Annotated in this window: 20 protein-coding genes; 13 read left to right on the top strand and 7 right to left on the bottom strand. The window is 71.5% G+C overall.

Going from position 1 to position 17,181, the window contains the following annotated elements; translation table 11 throughout:
- Nucleotides 1-5: 5 nt before the first annotated feature.
- The 3 genes from hydA to QFW96_RS05330 form a co-directional block, all read right to left on the bottom strand.
- On the bottom strand, nucleotides 6-1,400 hold the full coding sequence (gene hydA / locus QFW96_RS05320) for a dihydropyrimidinase (protein ID WP_281454388.1): 1,395 nt from the start codon (nucleotides 1,398-1,400) through the stop codon (nucleotides 6-8).
- An 11-nt stretch (nucleotides 1,401-1,411) separates the two neighbouring features.
- A complete protein-coding gene (locus QFW96_RS05325; RefSeq protein ID WP_281454389.1) occupies nucleotides 1,412-2,254 on the bottom strand; it encodes a nitrilase-related carbon-nitrogen hydrolase in 843 nt (280 codons plus the stop codon).
- Between the two features lie 202 nt (nucleotides 2,255-2,456).
- Nucleotides 2,457-2,861, bottom strand: coding sequence for a DUF5313 family protein (locus QFW96_RS05330; protein WP_281454390.1), 405 nt, complete (start codon nucleotides 2,859-2,861; stop codon nucleotides 2,457-2,459).
- A gap of 216 nt (nucleotides 2,862-3,077) precedes the next feature.
- Between QFW96_RS05330 and QFW96_RS05335 the strand changes: the two genes are divergently transcribed.
- Nucleotides 3,078-3,230, top strand: a complete 153-nt coding sequence (locus tag QFW96_RS05335; protein WP_281454391.1) for a hypothetical protein — start codon at nucleotides 3,078-3,080, stop codon at nucleotides 3,228-3,230.
- An 81-nt stretch (nucleotides 3,231-3,311) separates the two neighbouring features.
- Here QFW96_RS05335 and QFW96_RS05340 read toward each other — a convergent pair whose 3' ends face one another.
- A complete protein-coding gene (locus QFW96_RS05340; RefSeq protein WP_281454392.1) occupies nucleotides 3,312-4,478 on the bottom strand; it encodes a fumarylacetoacetate hydrolase family protein in 1,167 nt (388 codons plus the stop codon).
- Between the two features lie 198 nt (nucleotides 4,479-4,676).
- On the opposite strand from QFW96_RS05340, the gene QFW96_RS05345 reads away from it, so the two are divergent.
- Nucleotides 4,677-5,291, top strand: a complete 615-nt coding sequence (locus QFW96_RS05345; protein WP_281454393.1) for a hypothetical protein — start codon at nucleotides 4,677-4,679, stop codon at nucleotides 5,289-5,291.
- A 55-nt stretch (nucleotides 5,292-5,346) separates the two neighbouring features.
- The gene (locus tag QFW96_RS05350) at nucleotides 5,347-6,153 is read left to right on the top strand and encodes an SDR family oxidoreductase (protein WP_281454394.1); all 807 of its coding nucleotides are present in this window, start codon (nucleotides 5,347-5,349) and stop codon (nucleotides 6,151-6,153) included.
- Between the two features lies 1 nt (nucleotide 6,154).
- Here the strand turns inward: QFW96_RS05350 and QFW96_RS05355 are convergent, their stop codons facing one another.
- Entirely contained in the window at nucleotides 6,155-7,159 is a 1,005-nt protein-coding gene (locus tag QFW96_RS05355) for an NADP-dependent oxidoreductase (RefSeq protein WP_281454395.1), read from the bottom strand.
- Between the two features lie 78 nt (nucleotides 7,160-7,237).
- Nucleotides 7,238-8,230: a pirin family protein gene (locus QFW96_RS05360; protein WP_281454396.1), complete on the bottom strand. Its 993-nt coding sequence runs from the start codon at nucleotides 8,228-8,230 to the stop codon at nucleotides 7,238-7,240.
- Nucleotides 8,231-8,304: 74 nt separating this feature from the next.
- On the opposite strand from QFW96_RS05360, the gene QFW96_RS05365 reads away from it, so the two are divergent.
- A complete protein-coding gene (locus QFW96_RS05365; RefSeq protein WP_281454397.1) occupies nucleotides 8,305-8,616 on the top strand; it encodes a GNAT family N-acetyltransferase in 312 nt (103 codons plus the stop codon).
- A 90-nt stretch (nucleotides 8,617-8,706) separates the two neighbouring features.
- Nucleotides 8,707-9,690, top strand: coding sequence for an aldo/keto reductase (locus tag QFW96_RS05370; protein WP_281454398.1), 984 nt, complete (start codon nucleotides 8,707-8,709; stop codon nucleotides 9,688-9,690).
- Between the two features lie 48 nt (nucleotides 9,691-9,738).
- On the opposite strand, the gene QFW96_RS05375 is transcribed toward QFW96_RS05370, so the two are convergent.
- Nucleotides 9,739-10,845, bottom strand: coding sequence for a VIT1/CCC1 transporter family protein (locus tag QFW96_RS05375; RefSeq protein WP_281454399.1), 1,107 nt, complete (start codon nucleotides 10,843-10,845; stop codon nucleotides 9,739-9,741).
- A gap of 161 nt (nucleotides 10,846-11,006) precedes the next feature.
- Here QFW96_RS05375 and QFW96_RS05380 point away from each other — a divergent pair, with 161 nt between their 5' ends.
- The 8 genes from QFW96_RS05380 (at nucleotide 11,007) to QFW96_RS05410 (ending at nucleotide 17,177) form a co-directional block, all read left to right on the top strand.
- Nucleotides 11,007-11,192 (top strand): hypothetical protein, encoded by a 186-nt coding sequence (locus QFW96_RS05380; RefSeq protein WP_281454400.1) that lies wholly within the window; start codon nucleotides 11,007-11,009, stop codon nucleotides 11,190-11,192.
- A gap of 104 nt (nucleotides 11,193-11,296) precedes the next feature.
- Nucleotides 11,297-12,934 carry a cytochrome bc1 complex cytochrome b subunit gene (gene qcrB, locus QFW96_RS05385; RefSeq protein WP_281454401.1) on the top strand — a complete coding sequence of 546 codons (1,638 nt, stop codon included), beginning with the start codon at nucleotides 11,297-11,299 and terminating at the stop codon, nucleotides 12,932-12,934.
- 43 nt (nucleotides 12,935-12,977) lie between these two features.
- Entirely contained in the window at nucleotides 12,978-13,892 is a 915-nt protein-coding gene (locus QFW96_RS05390; protein ID WP_281454402.1) for a ribonuclease Z, read from the top strand.
- A gap of 97 nt (nucleotides 13,893-13,989) precedes the next feature.
- The gene (locus tag QFW96_RS05395) at nucleotides 13,990-14,499 is read left to right on the top strand and encodes a mycothiol transferase (protein ID WP_281454403.1); all 510 of its coding nucleotides are present in this window, start codon (nucleotides 13,990-13,992) and stop codon (nucleotides 14,497-14,499) included.
- Between the two features lie 50 nt (nucleotides 14,500-14,549).
- The gene (locus QFW96_RS05400) at nucleotides 14,550-15,050 is read left to right on the top strand and encodes a DnaJ family domain-containing protein (RefSeq protein WP_281454404.1); all 501 of its coding nucleotides are present in this window, start codon (nucleotides 14,550-14,552) and stop codon (nucleotides 15,048-15,050) included.
- A gap of 66 nt (nucleotides 15,051-15,116) precedes the next feature.
- Nucleotides 15,117-15,197 (top strand): putative leader peptide, encoded by an 81-nt coding sequence (locus QFW96_RS30200; protein ID WP_406693064.1) that lies wholly within the window; start codon nucleotides 15,117-15,119, stop codon nucleotides 15,195-15,197.
- Between the two features lie 50 nt (nucleotides 15,198-15,247).
- Nucleotides 15,248-15,736, top strand: coding sequence for a winged helix-turn-helix domain-containing protein (locus QFW96_RS05405; protein WP_281454405.1), 489 nt, complete (start codon nucleotides 15,248-15,250; stop codon nucleotides 15,734-15,736).
- A 151-nt stretch (nucleotides 15,737-15,887) separates the two neighbouring features.
- A complete protein-coding gene (locus QFW96_RS05410) occupies nucleotides 15,888-17,177 on the top strand; it encodes a hypothetical protein (RefSeq protein WP_281454406.1) in 1,290 nt (429 codons plus the stop codon).
- Nucleotides 17,178-17,181 lie beyond the last annotated feature (4 nt).

Genomic DNA, 17,181 nt, shown 5'->3' on the forward strand with positions numbered 1-17,181 from the left:
CCTCCTCAGGTCAGGTAGCCGCAGGCGTCGCGGTGCAGGAACCGTCCGCGTCCCGGTCGTCCGCGGTACTCGCCGTCGTCGACGATCACCTCGCCGCGGGACAGGACGGTGCGGGCCCGGCCGATCACGCGCCTGCCCTCGTAGGCGTTGTAGTCGACGTTCATGTGGTGGGTCTCGGCGGAGAGCACCTGCTCGGCGTCGGGGTCGTAGAGCACCACGTCGGCGTCGGAACCGGGCGCGATGGTGCCCTTGCGCGGGTGCAGCCCGAACATCCGCGCCGGAGCGGTGCACGCCAGTTCCACCCAGCGGCGGCGGCTGATGCGGCCGGCGACCACGGCGTCGTGCAGCAGGTCCAGGCGGTTCTCCACGCCGGGCATCCCGTTGGGGATCTTGGAGAAGTCGTCGCGCCCGAGGTCCTTCTGGCCCGCGAAGCAGAACGGGCAGTGATCGGTGGAGACCACCGAGAGGTCGTCGGTGCGCAGCGCCCGCCACAGCGCCGCCTGGTGCTCGACGGGGCGCAGCGGGGTCGAGCAGACGTACTTGGCCCCGTCGAATCCCGGTGCGTCGAGCTCGTCGACGGTCAGGAACAGGTACTGGGGGCAGGTCTCGCCGAAGACGTTGTGGCCCTCGTGGCGGGCGCGGGTGATCTCGGCGACCGACTCGGTGGCCGAGACGTGCACGACGTACAGCGGTGATCCGGCCACTTTGGACAGCTGGATGGCGCGGTGGGTGGCTTCGGCTTCCAGCAGCGGGTGGCGGACGCGTCCGTGGTGCTTCGGGTCGGTCAGCCCGGCGTCGAGCGCCTGGCGGACCAGGACGTCGATGGCGATGCCGTTCTCGGCGTGCATCATGATCAGCGCGCCGTTGTCGGCGGCCCGCTGCATGGCCCGCAGGATCTGCCCGTCGTCGCTGTAGAACACGCCGGGGTAGGCCATGAACATCTTGAAGCTGGTGATCCCCTCCCCCACCAGCGCGTCCATCTCCTTGAGCACGCCGTCGCCGACGTCGGAGAGGATGCCGTGGAAGCCGTAGTCGATGGCGCAGCGGTCGTCGGCCTTGGCGTGCCAGGTCTCGACGCCCTCGCGCAGCGTGCGACCGACGGGCTGGATGGCGAAGTCGATGATGGTGGTCGTGCCGCCCCAGGCCGCGGCGCGGGTGCCGGTCTCGAAGGTGTCCGAGGCGTAGGTGCCGCCGAAGGGCATCTCCATGTGGGTGTGGGCGTCGACCCCGCCGGGGATGACGTAGCGGCCGGTCGCGTCGAGCACCGCGTCGGCGGTCCACTCCCGCGCCAGCGCGGGGGTGGCGATGGCGGCGATCTTGTCGTCCTCGATGAGGACGTCGGCCTCGGTCTCCTCGGTCGCGGTGATCACCAGGCCACCGCGGATGATGGTTCTGCTCATCGCGGTCTCCTTCAGGGCCGGGTCAGCGGCTCGTAGGCATCAGGGCGGCGGTCGCGGTAGAAGGCCCACGTGCGGCGGACCTCGTCGATGATCCCCAGGTCGAGGTCGCGGACCAGCAGTTCCTCGTCGGTGTCGCTCGCGGGTTCGCCCACGAACCGCCCGTAGGGGTCGACGAAGTAGCTGGTGCCGTAGAAGTCGTTGTCGCCGTACTCCTCGACGCCGACGCGGTTGATGGCGGCGATGAAGTACTCGTTGGCGACCGCGGCGGCCGGTTGTTCGAGCTTCCACAGGTAGGACGACAGACCGCGGCTGGTGGCCGAGGGGTTGTACACGATTTGTGCGCCCGCGAGGCCGAGCGCGCGCCAGCCCTCCGGGAAGTGCCGGTCGTAGCAGATGTAGACGCCGACGCGGCCCGCGGCGGTGTCGAAGACGGGCCAGCCGAGGTTGCCGGGGCGGAAGTAGTACTTCTCCCAGAATCCGGGCAGGTGCGGCAGGTGGTGCTTGCGGTACTTGCCGAGGTAGCTGCCGTCGGCGTCGATCACGGCGGCGGTGTTGTAGTGGAAGCCGGGGCCGTCGATCTCGAAGACCGGCACGACGATGACCATCGACAGCTCCCGGGCCAGCGCGCACATGCGCTGCACCGTCGGGCCGTCCGGCACCGCTTCGGCCCACCGGTGGTGCTGGTCCTCCTGGACCTGGCAGAAGTAAGGCGCGTTGAACACCTCCTGGAACCCGATGATGCGCGCGCCCTGTGCGGCGGCGGCTCGGGCGTGCTGCTCGTGCGCGTCGACCATGCTGGCGGTGTCCCCGGTCCACTTGGCCTGCACCAGCGCTGCGCGAACGATGTCGGGCATCGGCGAAACCCCTTGCTCGCTCGGACCCCCGCCGGATCTCAGCGGATGGGAACGAACGTAGGCCCGGCGGTGAACACCCGCAATCACCGACCGGACACGCACGGTGATCGACGGCGGGCGTGCGGGGCCGCTGCGTGGGACGACGGGTTCGGGGCCGGTTCCGGGAATTCGCCCGGCCGGATCACCCGCCGGTGTGCCGGGCTCACTCCCACCAGGGGCGGTAGCCGACGCCGTGCTTGTTGGCGCGGTCGAGGTCGCGGCGCATGGCGCGGGTGTCCCGGGCGACGCCCGGTGGGAACCCGTGCTTGATGGCGCGGTGCTCGCCGGTCTCGCCCATGTAGCACAGCGAGTAGAACAGCCCGACCAGCACGCCGAGGGTCAGCGAGCTCAGCCGGATCGACAGCGGACCGGGCACCAGCATGAGCACGGCGCAGAACGGGGCGAGCTGGGTCAGCGCGCGGGCGATGTGGCGCAGCACCCACGTGCGGCAGGTGACGTCGTGCAGCACCCACTCGGCGCACCGGTCCGGCAGCTTGCCTCCGAAGGCGTACCAGACCCATTGCGCCGGATTGGGTCGCGTCCTCGGCGCGGGCGGGGTGGTCGCCATGGCTCCAGGTTAGTCCTCGTCGCGGGGCTGCTCGGCGGTCCGTTCGGCCGCTGCGGCAGATCCTATGCACCGGTTTCCCGGCGACATGACGCGACCACCGGAGGTGATGTGAGACACATTCGGGTGAAGTCGCGCCACGCTCGCGGGTGATGCGCGTCCCCCTAGTAACGAGGGATTGCGGGAGCTCGATACCGCAGGCAGATAGGGGAGGACAAAGTGTTCGTCGTCGTCGTGGCAATGCTGTTGGTTCTGGTTCTGGGTTTCGTCATGTTCACCGACGCGCTGGAGGGCACCGGGTCGATGAGCACCCGGCGCGGTCTCAAGGAGATCGTGGCGCAGGTGAAGCGGAGCGCCCGTCTGGGCGACTGAGCGCGTGACCGCCTCGGGGGCGAGGTGGTCACTTCTGGGGTGGGGAAGTTTTCATGAAAACTTCCCCACCCCACAAACGGCCTAGAGCAGTCCGCGGTGGACGAGGTTGGCGAGCAGGGAGCGCACGCCGAAGGTCCACCGCGGGCACTGCTCGCTGCGGTTGACCCGGTTGGCGAGCGTGCCGAGCTTCGGCGTGGAGATCCGCACGACGTCACCGACGTGGTGGGTGAAGCCCTTGCCGGGCGCGCCGCGGTCCTCGGTGGGAGCGAACAGGGTTCCGGTGTAGAGGATCAGCCCGTCCGGGTACTGGTGGTGCGCGCCGAGCGCGGCCGCGGCCAGCTCCTCGGGATCCCGGCTGATCTCGCGCATCGAGCTCAGCCCGTCGAGGACGAAGCCGTCCTGCCCCCGGACCTCCAGGCGCACGTCGAGGTCGCGGACGTCGTCGAGACCGAACCCGTCGTCGAACAGCCGCAGGAACGGGCCCAGCGAGGCCGAGGCGTTGTTGTCCTTGGCCTTGGGCAGCAGCAGGGCGCTGCGCCCTTCGACGTCGCGCAGGTTGACGTCGTTGCCGAGCGCGGCGGCCACGATCCGGCCGTCGGAGCGCACGGCCAGGGCGACCTCGGGTTCGGGGTTGTTCCAGTCCGAGCCCTCGGCGATGCCGATCTCCGCGCCCGCGCCCACCGCCGACAGCAGCGGCGCCTTGGTGAAGATCTCCGGGTCGGGGCCGAGCCCGACTTCCAGGTACTGCGACCACAGCCCGTCGCGCACCAGCACGTCCTTGACCGCGCGGGCCTCGTCCGAGCCGGGGCGCACGGCCGCGAGGGCACCGCCGATGGCGGTCTCGACCTGCCGGCGGATCTCCGCCGAGCGGGTCACGTCACCGGCGGCGCGCTCCTCGATGACGCGTTCGAGCATGCTCTTCACGAAGGTGACGCCGGCCGCCTTGAGGACCTGCAGGTCCGCGGGCGCGAGCAGTCTCGGCCCCGGACCTCCGTCGAGCGTCGCGGCCAGCACGGCCCGCAGCGGCCAGCTCTTGCGCGGGGCGGCGGTGCGGGCGAGCTCGACGGGCTCGGGGTGTTCGAGCAGGTCGGTCAGGGTCGGGGCGGCGCCGCTGAGGTCGACCACCTCGTCGCCGCGCACGGCGACCACGGCCGGGCCGCCCTCGTCCGGGTCGTGCAGGCGGCCGACCAGCGTGGCCGCGTCGTGATCGGCGGGCAGCACGTCACGGGCGTCGTCGAGCAGCTTCACGTCTCACCTCTCGTTCGCACTCGCCGATCAACCTAGCGGCCCGAACACCTCCCGACCGCGCTCGGAACGGACGCTCCTCCCCCGGTTTCGGGGTGCTGGCGGGAGTCCCCCGCGGTGACGTAGGGTTCGACCCGCCTTCACACGTTCGGGTGAAGGTCTGTGGTCGGAATGGATCATTCGACAGTGGGGTGAGTTGCAGTGGGCAGGTCGTCGTTGGCGCGGGCCGGGCGCGGGCGTCATCGCCGTGGCGCCGCGTGGCGCTACACCGCACCGGTTCTCGGTTACACGACCGCGGCGGTGCTGGCGGTCATCGCCGCCACCAGCGCGCACTACTCGCAGACCCGCGCCGAGGAAGCCTCGATGCCCGAGCCCGCCAACGCGGTGCGCGCGCACGCCGGAGCGCCAACGCGGCAGTACCTGCCGCAGCTCGTCGATCCCGCTCCCGGCCCGGCCGCTCCCCCGGTCGCACCGCCCGCGCCGACCACTCCGGCGCAGGCCGCGCCCGAACCCGCCGCGGGCACGTCGACCAGCGAGGAGACCACGCGCCGTTCGGCGCCGACCTCGACCGGCGAGGCCGGCGAGCCGACGCAGACCTCCGAGCCCGCTCCCACGTCGGAGCCCGCTCAGACCTCGGCACCGACGCAGACTTCCGAGCCGACGCAGACCTCGGAACCCGCCCAGACGACCCAACCCAGCGAGACGACCCAGCCCGGCGAGACGCAGCCCGGCGAGACGAGCGAGCCGCAGCCGGCCCTGCTGCCGCTGGTCGGCGACGTGGTGCAGGGCCTGACCGACCCGCTGCTGGGGCGCTGACGCCGCTCGCGGGAGCCGCGCACGGGTGGGATCGTCGATCCCGGGAGGTGCCGGCATGGACACGGTCGCGATCACCGGTGGCACCGGCCACCTGGGGCGCCAGCTGGTGCGGCTGCTCAAGCCGACGCACCGGGTGCGGGTGCTGACCCGCCACCCGGGCACGGATCCCGAAATCCAGTGGGTGGCGGGGGATCTGGCGACCGGATCCGGTGTGGACGAGCTCGTGGACGGGGCCCGGACCGTGGTCCACGCCGCGACCTCCTCACCGGCGGCGCAGCGCGGGTTCCCGCACCCGGTCGACCTGTGGCGCAGCCCGCCGGAGGTCGACGTCGACGGCACCTCGCGGCTGCTGGAGGCCGCCGCGACGGCGCGGGTGGAGCACTTCGTGCACGTCTCGATCGTCGGCGTGGACCGCCCGGCGCTGCCGTACCTGCGGCTCAAGCACACCGCGGAGGAGCTGGTCAGCGTCTCCGACGTGCCGTGGTCGATCGCGCGGGCGACCCAGTTCCACTGGCTGCTGGACCGGATGTTCGGTCACGCCGCGCGGTTCCCGCTCCTGCCGCTGCCGGGGTCGCTGCCGACGCAGCCGGTCGACGACCGGGACTTCGCCGATCACTTGGCCACCTGCGTGGCCGAAGGACCGGCGGGGCGCCGAGCCGACTTCGGCGGGCCGGAGGTGCTGACGCTCGACGAGGCGATGGCGACGTGGCGCCGGATGCGCGGGGTGCGGCCGCGCATCATCGGCGTCCCGGCGCCGAAGCGCCTGCGGCGCATCGCTTCCGACTGGACGTGCCCGAACGACCGGCACGGCCGCACCACCTGGGCGGAGTGGCTGCACGACCACCCCGCCCAGGGGCGGTAGCTCAGGCGATCTTGACCAGCATCTTGCCGGTGTTGTCGCCGCGCATCAGGCCCAGGAAGGCGTCGGGGGCGTTGCCCAGGCCCTCGACGACGGTCTCCCGGTAGCTGATCTTGCCCTCGGCCAGCCAGGCCCCGACCTCGGAGAAGAACTGGTCCTTGATGTGGGCGTGATCGCCGACGATGAAGCCCTGGATCTTGAGGCGCTTCTGCACGATCATCATCAGGTTTCGCGGGCCGGGCTGCGGGGTCTCGTTGTTGTACTGCGAGATCATGCCGCACTCGGCGGCGCGTCCGAAGTCGTTGAACGCGGAGATCGCGGCTTCCAGGTGCTCCCCGCCGACGTTGTCGAAGTAGACGTCGATGCCCTCCGGAGCGGCCTCGGCGAGCTGCTCGCGGACCGGACCGTCGTGGTAGTCGAAGGCGGCGTCGAAGCCGACCTCGTCGAGCAGGTACTTGACCTTCTCCGGGGAACCGGCGGAGCCGATGACCTTCTTGGCACCGCGCAGCTTGGCGATCTGGCCGACCAGCGAGCCGACGGCGCCCGCCGCGCCGGAGACGAACACGACGTCGCCCTCCTTCTGCTCGGCGACGTCGACCAGGCCCGCGTAGGCGGTCATGCCGGGCATGCCGAGCACGTAGAGGTAGGCGCTCGGGGAGGCGATGCCGGCGTCGACCTTGGTGGCGTGCTTGGCGGGCACGACGGCGTAGTCGCGCCAGCCGAACATGTGCAGCACGAGGTCGCCGGTCTGGTAGCCCTCGACGTTGCTGCTCACGACCTCGCCGACGGCGCCGCCCTGCAGGGCCTCGCCGAGCTCGAAGGGCGGGACGTAGGACTTGCCCTCGTTCATCCGGCCCCGCATGTAGGGGTCGACGCTCATGACCAGGTTGCGGACCAGCAGTTCGCCCTCGCCCGGCTGCGGAGCCTCCACCTCGACGAAGTCGAAGTTGTCCATCGTCGGCAGACCCTGCGGCCGGGACGCGAGGCGGATCTCCAGACCCTTGCTCATAAAAGTGCTCCTTTCACTAGAACAGTTTCGTTCGGCAACTTTACGCTGCCCGCCTCGCCCCGGCCACGAGCCGGTGGTTCAGGACGGGTTGCGGGTGCGCCCGCGAGCCCGCAACGCCGCGTTCGGCAGGGCCGGGGCGGGCAGCGCCGGCGAGTGGTACCCGTGCACGACGCCGAAACGCCCGCGGCCGTCGGACTTCTCGCGTCCCCGCTCCCACTCGGCGCGAGCTCCGGCGACCTCGTCGTGGGTGCGGCCGACGAAGTTCCACCACATGACGATCTCCTCCTCGAACGGCACGCCGCCGAGCAGCATCGCCCGCCCCTCGCCGGCCGAACCGATCGTCACGTCGTCGCAGCCCGTGCCGACGTAGAGCATGTCGCCGGTGGTGACCTCGCGCCCGTTGACGGTGATGTCCGACAGCGCCAGCACCGCGTGCTCGAACCCGGTCTCCACCGGGATGCGCATCGTCCGCCCCGGGTTGATGAGCAGTTCCGCGCCGACCAGCGGCGTGTAGGACTTGGCCGGGGACGTGCCGCCGAGCAGCGAGCCCATCAGCACCGTCGCGGTGCCCTCCGGGGTGGTGATCACCGGCAGGTCGCCGTGGTGCTCGAAGTGCGGGTCGACGCCGCGCTGATCGGCGGGCAGCGCGACCCACAGCTGGACGCCGTGCAGGATCGCCGAGTGGTCGGCCGGGGACTCCTCGGAGTGCGAGATGCCGTGCCCCGCGGTCATCAGGTTCAGCTGGCCCGGTTCGATGAGCTGGACGTTGCCGAGGCTGTCGCGGTGCAGCACCTGCCCGTCGAGCAGCCAGCTGACGGTCTGCAGACCGGTGTGCGGGTGCGGCGGGACCTGCATGCCGGCCTGGCCGGTGATGTCGGCCGGGCCGTAGAAGTCGGTGAAGCACCAGGCCCCGACCATGCGGCGGTCGCGGTTGGGCAGGGTCCGGCCCACCAGCATCGCGCGAGGTCCGCCGAGCGGGACCTCCCGGGGTTGCAGCAGTTCTGGTTCCGGCGCTGCGGTGGCCACGCCACCGCAGCGCAGCTCGTCCGGTCGGTTCTCGACGTTGCTCACGTCCTCAGCCTCCTCCATCGGCCACGCGCGTGCACAATATTGCTTGAAAGGTCATCTATCGACGGGAGCACGCCGTGAGCACCGAGCCCGACGTCAAGGACAACCCCGACGCGAGCCGCTTCGAGATCCGCGTGGACGGCGCCCTCGCCGGGTTCGCCGAGTACAAGCTCAAGCCCGGCCAGATCTCGTTCACCCACACCGAGATCGACGACGGCTTCAGCGGCCAGGGCCTGGCGGGCAAGCTCGTTCGGGCCGCGCTGGACGAGGTGCGCGGCCGGGACCTGGCGGTGCTGCCGTTCTGCCCGTTCGTGCGCGGCTGGATCGGCAAGCACCCCGACTACCTCGACCTGGTGCCCGCCGAGCGCCGCGCGGACTTCGAGCTCTGAGCCCACCTCCCGGATCGTGAGCATTGCTCACGACCGGGTCTAGGCTGTCCGGTGAACCACATCCGCACTCGGAAATGAGGAGTCGATCTCGTGTCCGACGCTCCCCCACGCCGCCGGCTCGGCCGCAGCGGTCCCGAGGTCAGCGCCATCGGCTACGGCGCGATGGGCCTGTCCGGGGTCTACGGCAACGCCGACGACGCCGAGTCGGCGCGGCTGCTGGAGCAGCTGCTCGACCTCGGCGTGAACTTCCTCGACACCGCCGACGTCTACGGCGACGGCCACAACGAGGAGCTCATCAGCGGACTGCTGGCCCACCGCCGCGACGAGGTCGTGCTGGCCACCAAGTTCGGCGCCAACAAGGAGACCGGCGGTGGCAAGCCCGACTACGTCCGGAAGGCGGTCGAGGCCAGCCTGACGCGGCTGGGCACCGATCACATCGACCTCTACTACCTGCACCGGCTGGACAAGACCACGCCCATCGAGGACACCGCGGGCGCGATGGGCGAGCTGGTCGCCGAGGGCAAGATCCGCCACGTCGGGCTGTCGGAGATCAGCGCGGCGACCCTGCGCCGCGCGCACGCGGTGCACCCGATCACCGCGGTCCAGCAGGAGTACTCGCTGTTCACCCGCGAACCGGAGGACGACCTGCTGCCGACGACCCGCGAGCTGGGCGTGAGCCTGGTGGCGTACTCGCCGCTGGGCCGCGGGGTGCTCACGGGCGCGTTCTCCAGCGTCTCCGACGTGGAGAACCTGGAGGTGCGGGCGAAGCGCTACCCGCGCTTCCAGGAGGAGAGCCTCCAGCGCAACATCGAGCTGACCCGGCCGCTGCGCGAGCACGCCGAGTCCCTCGGGATCACCCCGGCGCAGCTGGCGCTGGCGTGGCTGCTGGCCCAGGGCGAGGACATCGTGCCGATCCCGGGCAGCCGCCGCATCGAGCGCGTCCGCGCCAACCTCGAAGCCGCGAGCGTCACCCTCACCCCGGACCTGGTCGCGGAGCTGTCCGCCCGGTTCCCGCCCGGCGCGGCCGAGGGCGAGCGCTACCACCCGGACGGCATGTCCCGGCTGGATCGCTGATCGAGGCGCGGGTCCGCGGGCCCTCACCGACCCGCGGACCCGCCTCGGTCAGCCGACCGTGGCGCCGAAGAGGAGGCCGAGGAGGTAGGTGACGCCTGCCGCGCCGAGGCCGATGGCGAGCTGGCGCAGGGCGCGCGGCAGCGGGGCGGCTCCGGACAGGACGCCGACCGTGGCGCCGGTGAGCATCAGCGCGAGACCGACCAGGACGATCGCGATCCCGACCGCCGGGCCCCCGCTCAGCCCCACCGCGAACGGCAGGACCGGGACGAGTGCGCCGGAGGCGAAGAACACGAAGCTCGACACCGCCGCCTTCGCGCCCGTGCCCACCACCTCGTGGTCGCCGGAGGTGTCGGCGGACGCCTCGCCGGCACCCGCGTGGGTGGTCTCGGAGGCGGCCTCGGGCTTCAGCTGGAGCTTCTGCAGCAACGCGTCGGCGCGGCGCTGGGCCTCGCCCTCGTCCATGCCCCGGGCGCGGTAGACCAGGGCGAGTTCGTTGGCGTCGACGTCGAGGTCCGGGACGACCGCGCGGGCGCGCGGGTCCGGGGCGGCCGCCGCCAGCAGCTCGCGCTGCGAGCGGACCGAGATGTACTCGCCCGCACCCATCGACAGAGCACCCGCCAGCAGGCCGGCCAACCCGGTGAGCAGGACGGCCTCGGTGGGGAGGCTGCCGCCGATGACGCCCAGGACGAGGGCGAGGTTGCTGACCAGGCCGTCGTTGGCGCCGAAGACCGCCGCGCGGAACGAGCCCGACACGCGGGCGCGGCCCCGGGCCGCCAGGGCGCGCACCACCTCCTCGTGGATGCGCTCGTCGGCGGCCATCGAGGCCGGGACGTCCTGGTCGTAGCGGTACGGCGAGTGGCTCTCCGCGCGCTGGGCCAGGGCCAGCACGAACACCGAGCCGAAGCGGCGCGCCAGGGCGACCAGGATGCGCATGTGGAACTGGCCGCGGCGGTGCGGGCCGATGTCGTCGCCGAGCAGTTCCTCCCAGTAGCGGGCGTGGCGCTCCTCGGCCTCGGCGAGCCCGAGGAGGATCTCGCGCTCCTCGCCGCTGCGGCGAGCGGCCAGGCTGCGGTAGACCCGCGCCTCCTCGCGCTCGTCGGCGAGCCTGCGGCGCCAGCGCCGGATCGAACGGCCGTCGGTGATCTCGTCCTGCACGGTTGCAGCTTCGCAGCGCCGACGAGCGGTCTCCACTCGACTCGCCGCGCACCCGACCCCCCCGGGGCGGCGACACGCATGACCCCGTCGCGTGACGGCTGGGGCGGGTGCGCGAGGTAGGGTGCCTGCGGCGCGCCGGGCGGACCGACGGAGGCTGATCCATGAACCGCAAAGCCGTGACCGTGATCGTGATCGTCGTGGTGCTGGTCTGCGGCTCGCTGCTGGTCCGCGACCCCGTGTCGGCGGCGCAGACCGTCCGCGACGCCTTCACCACCGTCATCGCCGCGCTGACCACCGTGATCAGCTCGCTCACGACGTTCTTCCAAACCCTCTTCCACGGCAAGTAACACCTGTTGAGGGCCCTGGCGCCGGAAAAATCAGCTGCTCAGCGGCGCCGGAGGCATTAGTCTGGTCGCGCGGTGTCGCGCATTCCGGCGTGCCTGGAGTCGACATGAGCAAGCTGACGCAGCCGACGAAACCCGAGAGCAGGCTGTCCCGTTCGGCGGCCCACGGCGCCGACGAGCTGGACCAGCGGTTCCGCGCTGCACCCGGCATCCGGCGGCAGCTGAACAAGGTCTTCCCCACCAACTGGGGCTTCCTGCTCGGCGAGATCGCCCTCTACAGCTTCATCGTCCTGCTGCTCACCGGCACCTACCTGGCCTACTTCTTCGACCCGTCGATGGCCGAGGTCGCCTACGACGGCCGGTTCGCCAACCTGCGCGGCGTGGAGATGTCGCGGGCGTTCGAGAGCACCCTCGACATCTCCTTCGAGGTCCGCGGCGGGTTGTTCGCGCGCCAGCTGCACCACTGGGCCGCGCTGATCTTCATGGCCGCGATCACCGCGCACATGTTCCGGATCTTCTTCACCGGAGCGTTCCGACGCCCGCGCGAGACGAACTGGCTCATCGGCATCGGTCTGTTCGTGCTGGGCATGTTCGAGGGCTTCATCGGCTACTCGCTGCCCGACGACCTGCTCTCCGGCACCGGCCTCCGCATCGCCTCCGGCATCCTGCTGTCCATCCCCGTCATCGGTACCTGGCTGCAGTGGTTGCTGTTCGGCGGGGAGTTCCCCGGCACCGAGATCATCCCGCGCTTCTACCTGTTCCACGTGTTCCTGCTGCCGGGCATCATCCTGGCGCTGGTGGCCGCGCACCTGGCGATCGTCTGGTACCAGAAGCACACCCAGTACCCGGGTCCCAAGCGCACCGAGTCCAACGTGGTCGGGGTGCGGATCATGCCGGTGTTCGCGGTCAAGGCCACCGGGTTCTTCCTCATCGTCACCGGCGTGCTGGCGATCATGAGCGGCATCTTCCAGATCAACTCGATCTGGAACTTCGGACCCTACGTCGCCTCCCAGGTGTCCGCGGCGTCCCAACCCGACTGGTACATGATGTGGACCGACGGGATGGGCCGGTTGTGGCCGCCGTGGGAGCTCTACCTCGGCCCGTTCACCATCGGCGCCCCGTTCTTCCCGCTGATCCTGGGGCTGGGCCTGGTGTTCACCGTCGCCGCGGCCTACCCGATGCTGGAGCGCAAGCTCAGCGGCGACGACGCCCACCACAACCTGCTGCAGCGGCCGCGCGACAACCCGGTGCGCACCTCGCTCGGGGTCATGGCGATCGCGTTCTTCCTCGTGGTGCTGATCTCCGGGATGAACGACATCGTCGCCTTCGTGTTCGGGCTGTCGCTGAACATGATGACCTGGGCCGGCCGCGTCGGCGTGCTGGTGCTGCCGCCGCTGGCCTACTACATCACCTACCGGATCTGCCTGGGGTTGCAGCGCAGCGACCGGGAGGTGCTGGACCACGGCGTGGAGACCGGCATCATCCGGCGGTTGCCGCACGGCGAGTTCATCGAGATCCACCAGCCCCTGGGCCCGGTGGATTCGCGCGGTCACCCCGAGCACCTGGACTACCAGGGCGCTCCGGTGCCCAAGAAGATGAACAAGCTGGGCGCGGCCGGGCATTCGGTTCCCGGCAGCCTGCTGCGGCCCGATCCGCAGGAGGAGACCGCAGCGCTGGAGTCCGCGCGGGAACACCAGGAGGAATCCCAGGTGAAATCCTCCCGACCCGGCCGGCCCGAGGCGTGACGGCGTCTCCGCCCGGAGGGATCGGCGGCATAGGGTGACCGGCGTGTCCAACCGGGAACTCGTCGTGCTCGGCACGGCCAGCCAGGCTCCGACCCGCACCCGCAACCACAACGGATACCTGCTGCGCTGGGACGGGACCGGGCTGCTGTTCGACCCGGGCGAGGGCACGCAGCGGCAGATGACCTTCGCCGGGGTCAGCGCCAACGACGTCGACCACCTGTGCTTGACGCACTTCCACGGCGATCACTGCCTGGGCGTGCCCGGGCTGATCCACCGGATGTCGACGGACCGGGTGCGCGGCGCGGTGCACGCGCACTACCCGGCGTCGGGGGCGAAGTTCTTCCAGCACCTGCGCTACGCCTCGGCCTACGACGACTCGGTGCGCCTCGACGAGCACCCGATCACCCGGGACGGGGAGGTCGCGCGCGGCCGGTTCGGGACGTTGCGGGCCGTGCGGCTGGATCACCGGATCGAGGCGTTCGGCTACCGGCTGGAGGAACCCGACGGCCGTCGCATGCTGCCCGGGCGGCTGGCCGAGCTGGGCGTGCGCGGCCCCGACATCGGCCGGCTGCAGCGGGAGGGCTCGGTGCGGGTCGGCGACCGGGCGGTGGCGCTGGCGGAGGTCAGCGAGGCCCGGGCCGGTCAGCGGTTCGCGTTCGTGATGGACACGCGGCTCTGCGACGGGGTGTTCGAGCTGGCCGACGGCGCGGACATGCTGGTGATCGAGTCGACGTTCCTGGAGGCCGACGCCGCGCTGGCCGAGCGCTACCGGCACCTCACCGCCGCGCAGGCGGGCCGGGTCGCCGCCGAGTGCGGGGTGCGGTGCCTGGTGCTGACCCACTTCTCGCAGCGCTATCCGGACCCGCGCCGCTTCCACGACGAGGCGGCGTCGGCCTTCGACGGGCGGATCGTGGTGGCCGCCGACCTCGACCGGATCCCGGTGCCACCGCGCCGCTGACAAACACACCGGGAGCGAAAAGCGCTGCCGCGGCGGGGGACGCGCCGTACGGTTGTCGGCACCAGCGTGTGCATCCGGATGTGAGGAGCGGGGCCCGATGACCAGCGCCGATGTGCTTGTCGATGCGTTCAGCAGGGTTCAGGAGGCGGTGCACGAGGCGGTCGACGGGCTCGACGAGGAGCAGCTGGCGCACCGGATCGACGACGGGGCGAACTCGATCGCCTGGCTGGTGTGGCACCTCGCGCGGGTGCAGGACGACCACATCGCCGACGTCGCCGAGATCGAGCAGGTGTGGCTGGCGCAGAACTGGGCGTCGCGGTTCGCGCTGCCGCTGGACGAGGAGGACACCGGCTACGGCCACGACACCGACCAGGTGGAGTCGGTGCGCGCCCCCGGTGAGCTGCTGACCGGCTACTACGACGCGGTGCACGAGCAGACGCTGCGGTTCGTCACCGGCCTCGACGACGCCGAGCTGGACGAGGTCATCGACGCGAGCTGGTCCCCGCCGGTGACGCTGGGCGTGCGGCTGGTGAGCGTCATCGCCGACGACCTGCAGCACGCCGGTCAGGCGGCGCTGCTCAACGGGTTCCTGCGCCGCACCGCCTGACATCGGGACGTCGTTGCCGGGCACTGGATCGTTGCCGGACACTGGGAGGCATGAGCGAGCGCAAGCCTCCGGGGGTCACGTTCGAGTCGTGGGTGGACCGGCAGATCCGCACCGCCCAGGAGCGCGGTGAGTTCGACGACCTGCCCGGTGCGGGCAAGCCGCTGCCGGGGGCCGGTGCACCGCTGGACGAGCAGTGGTGGGTCAAGGAGCAGATCCGCCGCGAAGGCCTGTCCGGGGACGCGCTGCTGCCCACTCCCCTGCGGCTGCGCCGCGAGGTCGAGCGGTTGCCGTCGACGGTGGCGGAGCTGACCAGCGAGCAGTCGGTGCGCGACCTGGCCGCCGAGCTCAACCGCCGGATCGTCGAGCACCTGCGCTTCCCGGAGGGACCGCGGGTGGCGGTCGCGCCGGTCGACGTCGAGGACGTGGTCCGGCGCTGGCGGGCCGACCGGGCGGCCGCGGAACGCGACGAGCCGAAACTCGACGAACCGGAACCCGCTCCCGAACCGCCTCGCAAGCCTCACCGCCGGTTCCTTCGCTGGTTCCGGCGCTGACCTGTGCGTTCTCACCGTGCGGACACCCTTTGACCGCATCTGTGGGACCTGATTCCATCTTGTGGCATGGCCACGGGAACGCTGCTCGTGCAGCGTGCGCACATCGACCTGCTGCGGGTCGCCTCCGCGGCGTGTCCGCGCGGTTGAGCTCTGCCGCTCCCGCCCGTTCACACCCCGCAGCGATGGAGAAACGTGCCATGACGCTGGAACCGACAGCAGCGGACTTCGCCCCGGAGGACGCCGAGCTGGTCGAGGTCAACGCCCGATTCGTGATCACCCGCGAGGACCTGGGACTGCTGGAACGCATCCTGACCCGCAACGCCGAGGCGCGCGGCTCGATCCCCGTCCAGTCCATCGTGGACACCGCGCCGGCGGCGCCGCCGCAGCTGCGAATCCTGGTGGCGGCCAGGCAGATCGTGCGCCCGGACGGCACCCTCGTCCGCTTCACGCGACTGGAGTTCGACCTGCTCCTGTTCCTGGCCCGCAATCCCGGCCGCGTGCACCACCGCAACACGCTGCTCGCCGCCGTGTGGGACTTCGCCAGCGAACCCCGCACCCGCACGGTCGACGTCCACGTCCGCCGCATCCGCACCAAGCTCGGCCCCGACCTCGATCTCATCACCACCGTCCGCGGCGTCGGATATCGCCTGGATCACGCGGAACGCGTCCGGATCGTCACCGACTAGCGCGGCGGCACCCGCCGTTTCAGGTGCGGGCCCCACCTTTCCGCCGCGCGGAGCAACCACGACGCACTTCCTCTCCGGATCACGTTGACCGCGTCTCCGGTTCGCGCAATCCTGGTGAAGTTTCGTCGGCGAAACGAATCCGGGTGGCGACATGAGCGTGGTGATCGGCGTGCTGGTGCACGCGCGGCGCCAGGAGGTCTTCCGCCAGGCCGCGAGCACCGTCACCGGCACGACCGCGCGCTGGGGTGTCCACGGTGCACCCGAGGAGGTGTCCGACCGGTTGCGGGAGCTGCTGTCCTCGCCCGGTGTGGACGGTCTGCTCCTCGGCCCGCACGCCTACGACGCGGTGCGCGACCAGATCCCCGAGCGGATGCCGGTTGCGGTGGTGCGACCGGGTCCGCTGGAGCTGGCGCTGGCCGTGGGCCGGATGCGCGCGGAGTTCCCCGAGCACCGCCGGGCCAGCATCGACTCCTTCGACCACCACGTGATCCAGGAGGTCGCCACCTCGCTCGGCGTGCGCCACTCGGCGCTGCCCTACGCGCCGGGCCAGCCGGTCGAGGAGATCGTCGCGCACCACCGGGAGGCGTTGCGCAACGGCGGGGTGGTGCTCACCCCGCGCAGGCAGGTCGCCGACTCGTTGCGCGCCGAGGCGCCGGTGGTCGAGGTCGAGCTGCCCGCGTCGACGGTGCGGACGCAGCTGCAGGAGCTGGCGCTGCGGGTGCGCGCCGACCAGGCCGAGGATTGTCGCGTCGCCGCAGGGGTTTTCCAGATCCGCGACGGCGACGACGTGGACCGGGCGCGAGCGGCCCTGCGGGAGTTCCTGCTGCAGGACCCGCAGCTGGCCGGGTCCTGGGTGGAGAACCGCGGCAGGCGCGGGCTGGTGCTGTTCGGGCACAAGGCGCTGCTGGAGCGGGCGACCTCGGACTGGCAGGTGGTTCCGGGGCTGCAGCGGGCCGAGCGCGACATGAACGTGCGCATCGCGGCCGGGTTCGGGCTGGGACCGTCGGTGCGGGAGGGCATCTCGCTGGCCGAGCGCGCGGTGGTGCGCGCCGAGGCCGAGCCGTACTCGTGCGGGTTCGTCATCCAGGACAGCGGGGTGATCATCGGGCCGATCGGCGGGTCCGGGCGGCGGGCGGAGTTCGCCTACCGCGATCACAGCGCGGAGCTGGAGCGGCTGGCCCGCGACGTCGGGTTGAGCCCGACGACGTTGTCCCGCCTGGTCTCGCTGGAGCGGGAGCTGCACGGCCGGGCGGTCTCCCCCAGCGAGCTGGCGACGCTGATGGGCATCACCGATCCGAGCGGCAGGCGGTTGATCCGCAAGCTCGGCACCGCCGAGCTGGTCACCTCCGAGGGCAGTGCGCAGCCGACCCGCCGCGGCCGCCCCACCCGCCTCTACCGCCTGCGCCTGGGCGACGTCCTGGGCGGTTCGGCCCCGGAGTAGCCGT

This window comes from Saccharopolyspora ipomoeae, assembly GCF_029952525.1.
GTDB lineage: Bacteria > Actinomycetota > Actinomycetes > Mycobacteriales > Pseudonocardiaceae > Saccharopolyspora > Saccharopolyspora ipomoeae.

Bases quoted from the DNA above. Each gene is read 5' to 3' on its own strand.
- hydA (WP_281454388.1), bottom strand. From the start codon at position 1,400: ATGAGCAGAACCATCATCCGCGGTGGCCTGGTGATCACCGCGACCGAG.
- QFW96_RS05405 (WP_281454405.1), top strand. From the start codon at position 15,248: ATGACGCTGGAACCGACAGCAGCGGACTTCGCCCCGGAGGACGCCGAG.
- QFW96_RS05395 (WP_281454403.1), top strand. From the start codon at position 13,990: ATGACCAGCGCCGATGTGCTTGTCGATGCGTTCAGCAGGGTTCAGGAG.
- QFW96_RS05325 (WP_281454389.1), bottom strand. From the start codon at position 2,254: ATGCCCGACATCGTTCGCGCAGCGCTGGTGCAGGCCAAGTGGACCGGG.
- QFW96_RS05400 (WP_281454404.1), top strand. From the start codon at position 14,550: ATGAGCGAGCGCAAGCCTCCGGGGGTCACGTTCGAGTCGTGGGTGGAC.
- QFW96_RS05350 (WP_281454394.1), top strand. From the start codon at position 5,347: ATGGACACGGTCGCGATCACCGGTGGCACCGGCCACCTGGGGCGCCAG.
- QFW96_RS05410 (WP_281454406.1), top strand. From the start codon at position 15,888: ATGAGCGTGGTGATCGGCGTGCTGGTGCACGCGCGGCGCCAGGAGGTC.
- QFW96_RS05380 (WP_281454400.1), top strand. From the start codon at position 11,007: ATGAACCGCAAAGCCGTGACCGTGATCGTGATCGTCGTGGTGCTGGTC.
- QFW96_RS30200 (WP_406693064.1), top strand. From the start codon at position 15,117: ATGGCCACGGGAACGCTGCTCGTGCAGCGTGCGCACATCGACCTGCTG.
- qcrB (WP_281454401.1), top strand. From the start codon at position 11,297: ATGAGCAAGCTGACGCAGCCGACGAAACCCGAGAGCAGGCTGTCCCGT.
- QFW96_RS05355 (WP_281454395.1), bottom strand. From the start codon at position 7,159: ATGAGCAAGGGTCTGGAGATCCGCCTCGCGTCCCGGCCGCAGGGTCTG.
- QFW96_RS05330 (WP_281454390.1), bottom strand. From the start codon at position 2,861: ATGGCGACCACCCCGCCCGCGCCGAGGACGCGACCCAATCCGGCGCAA.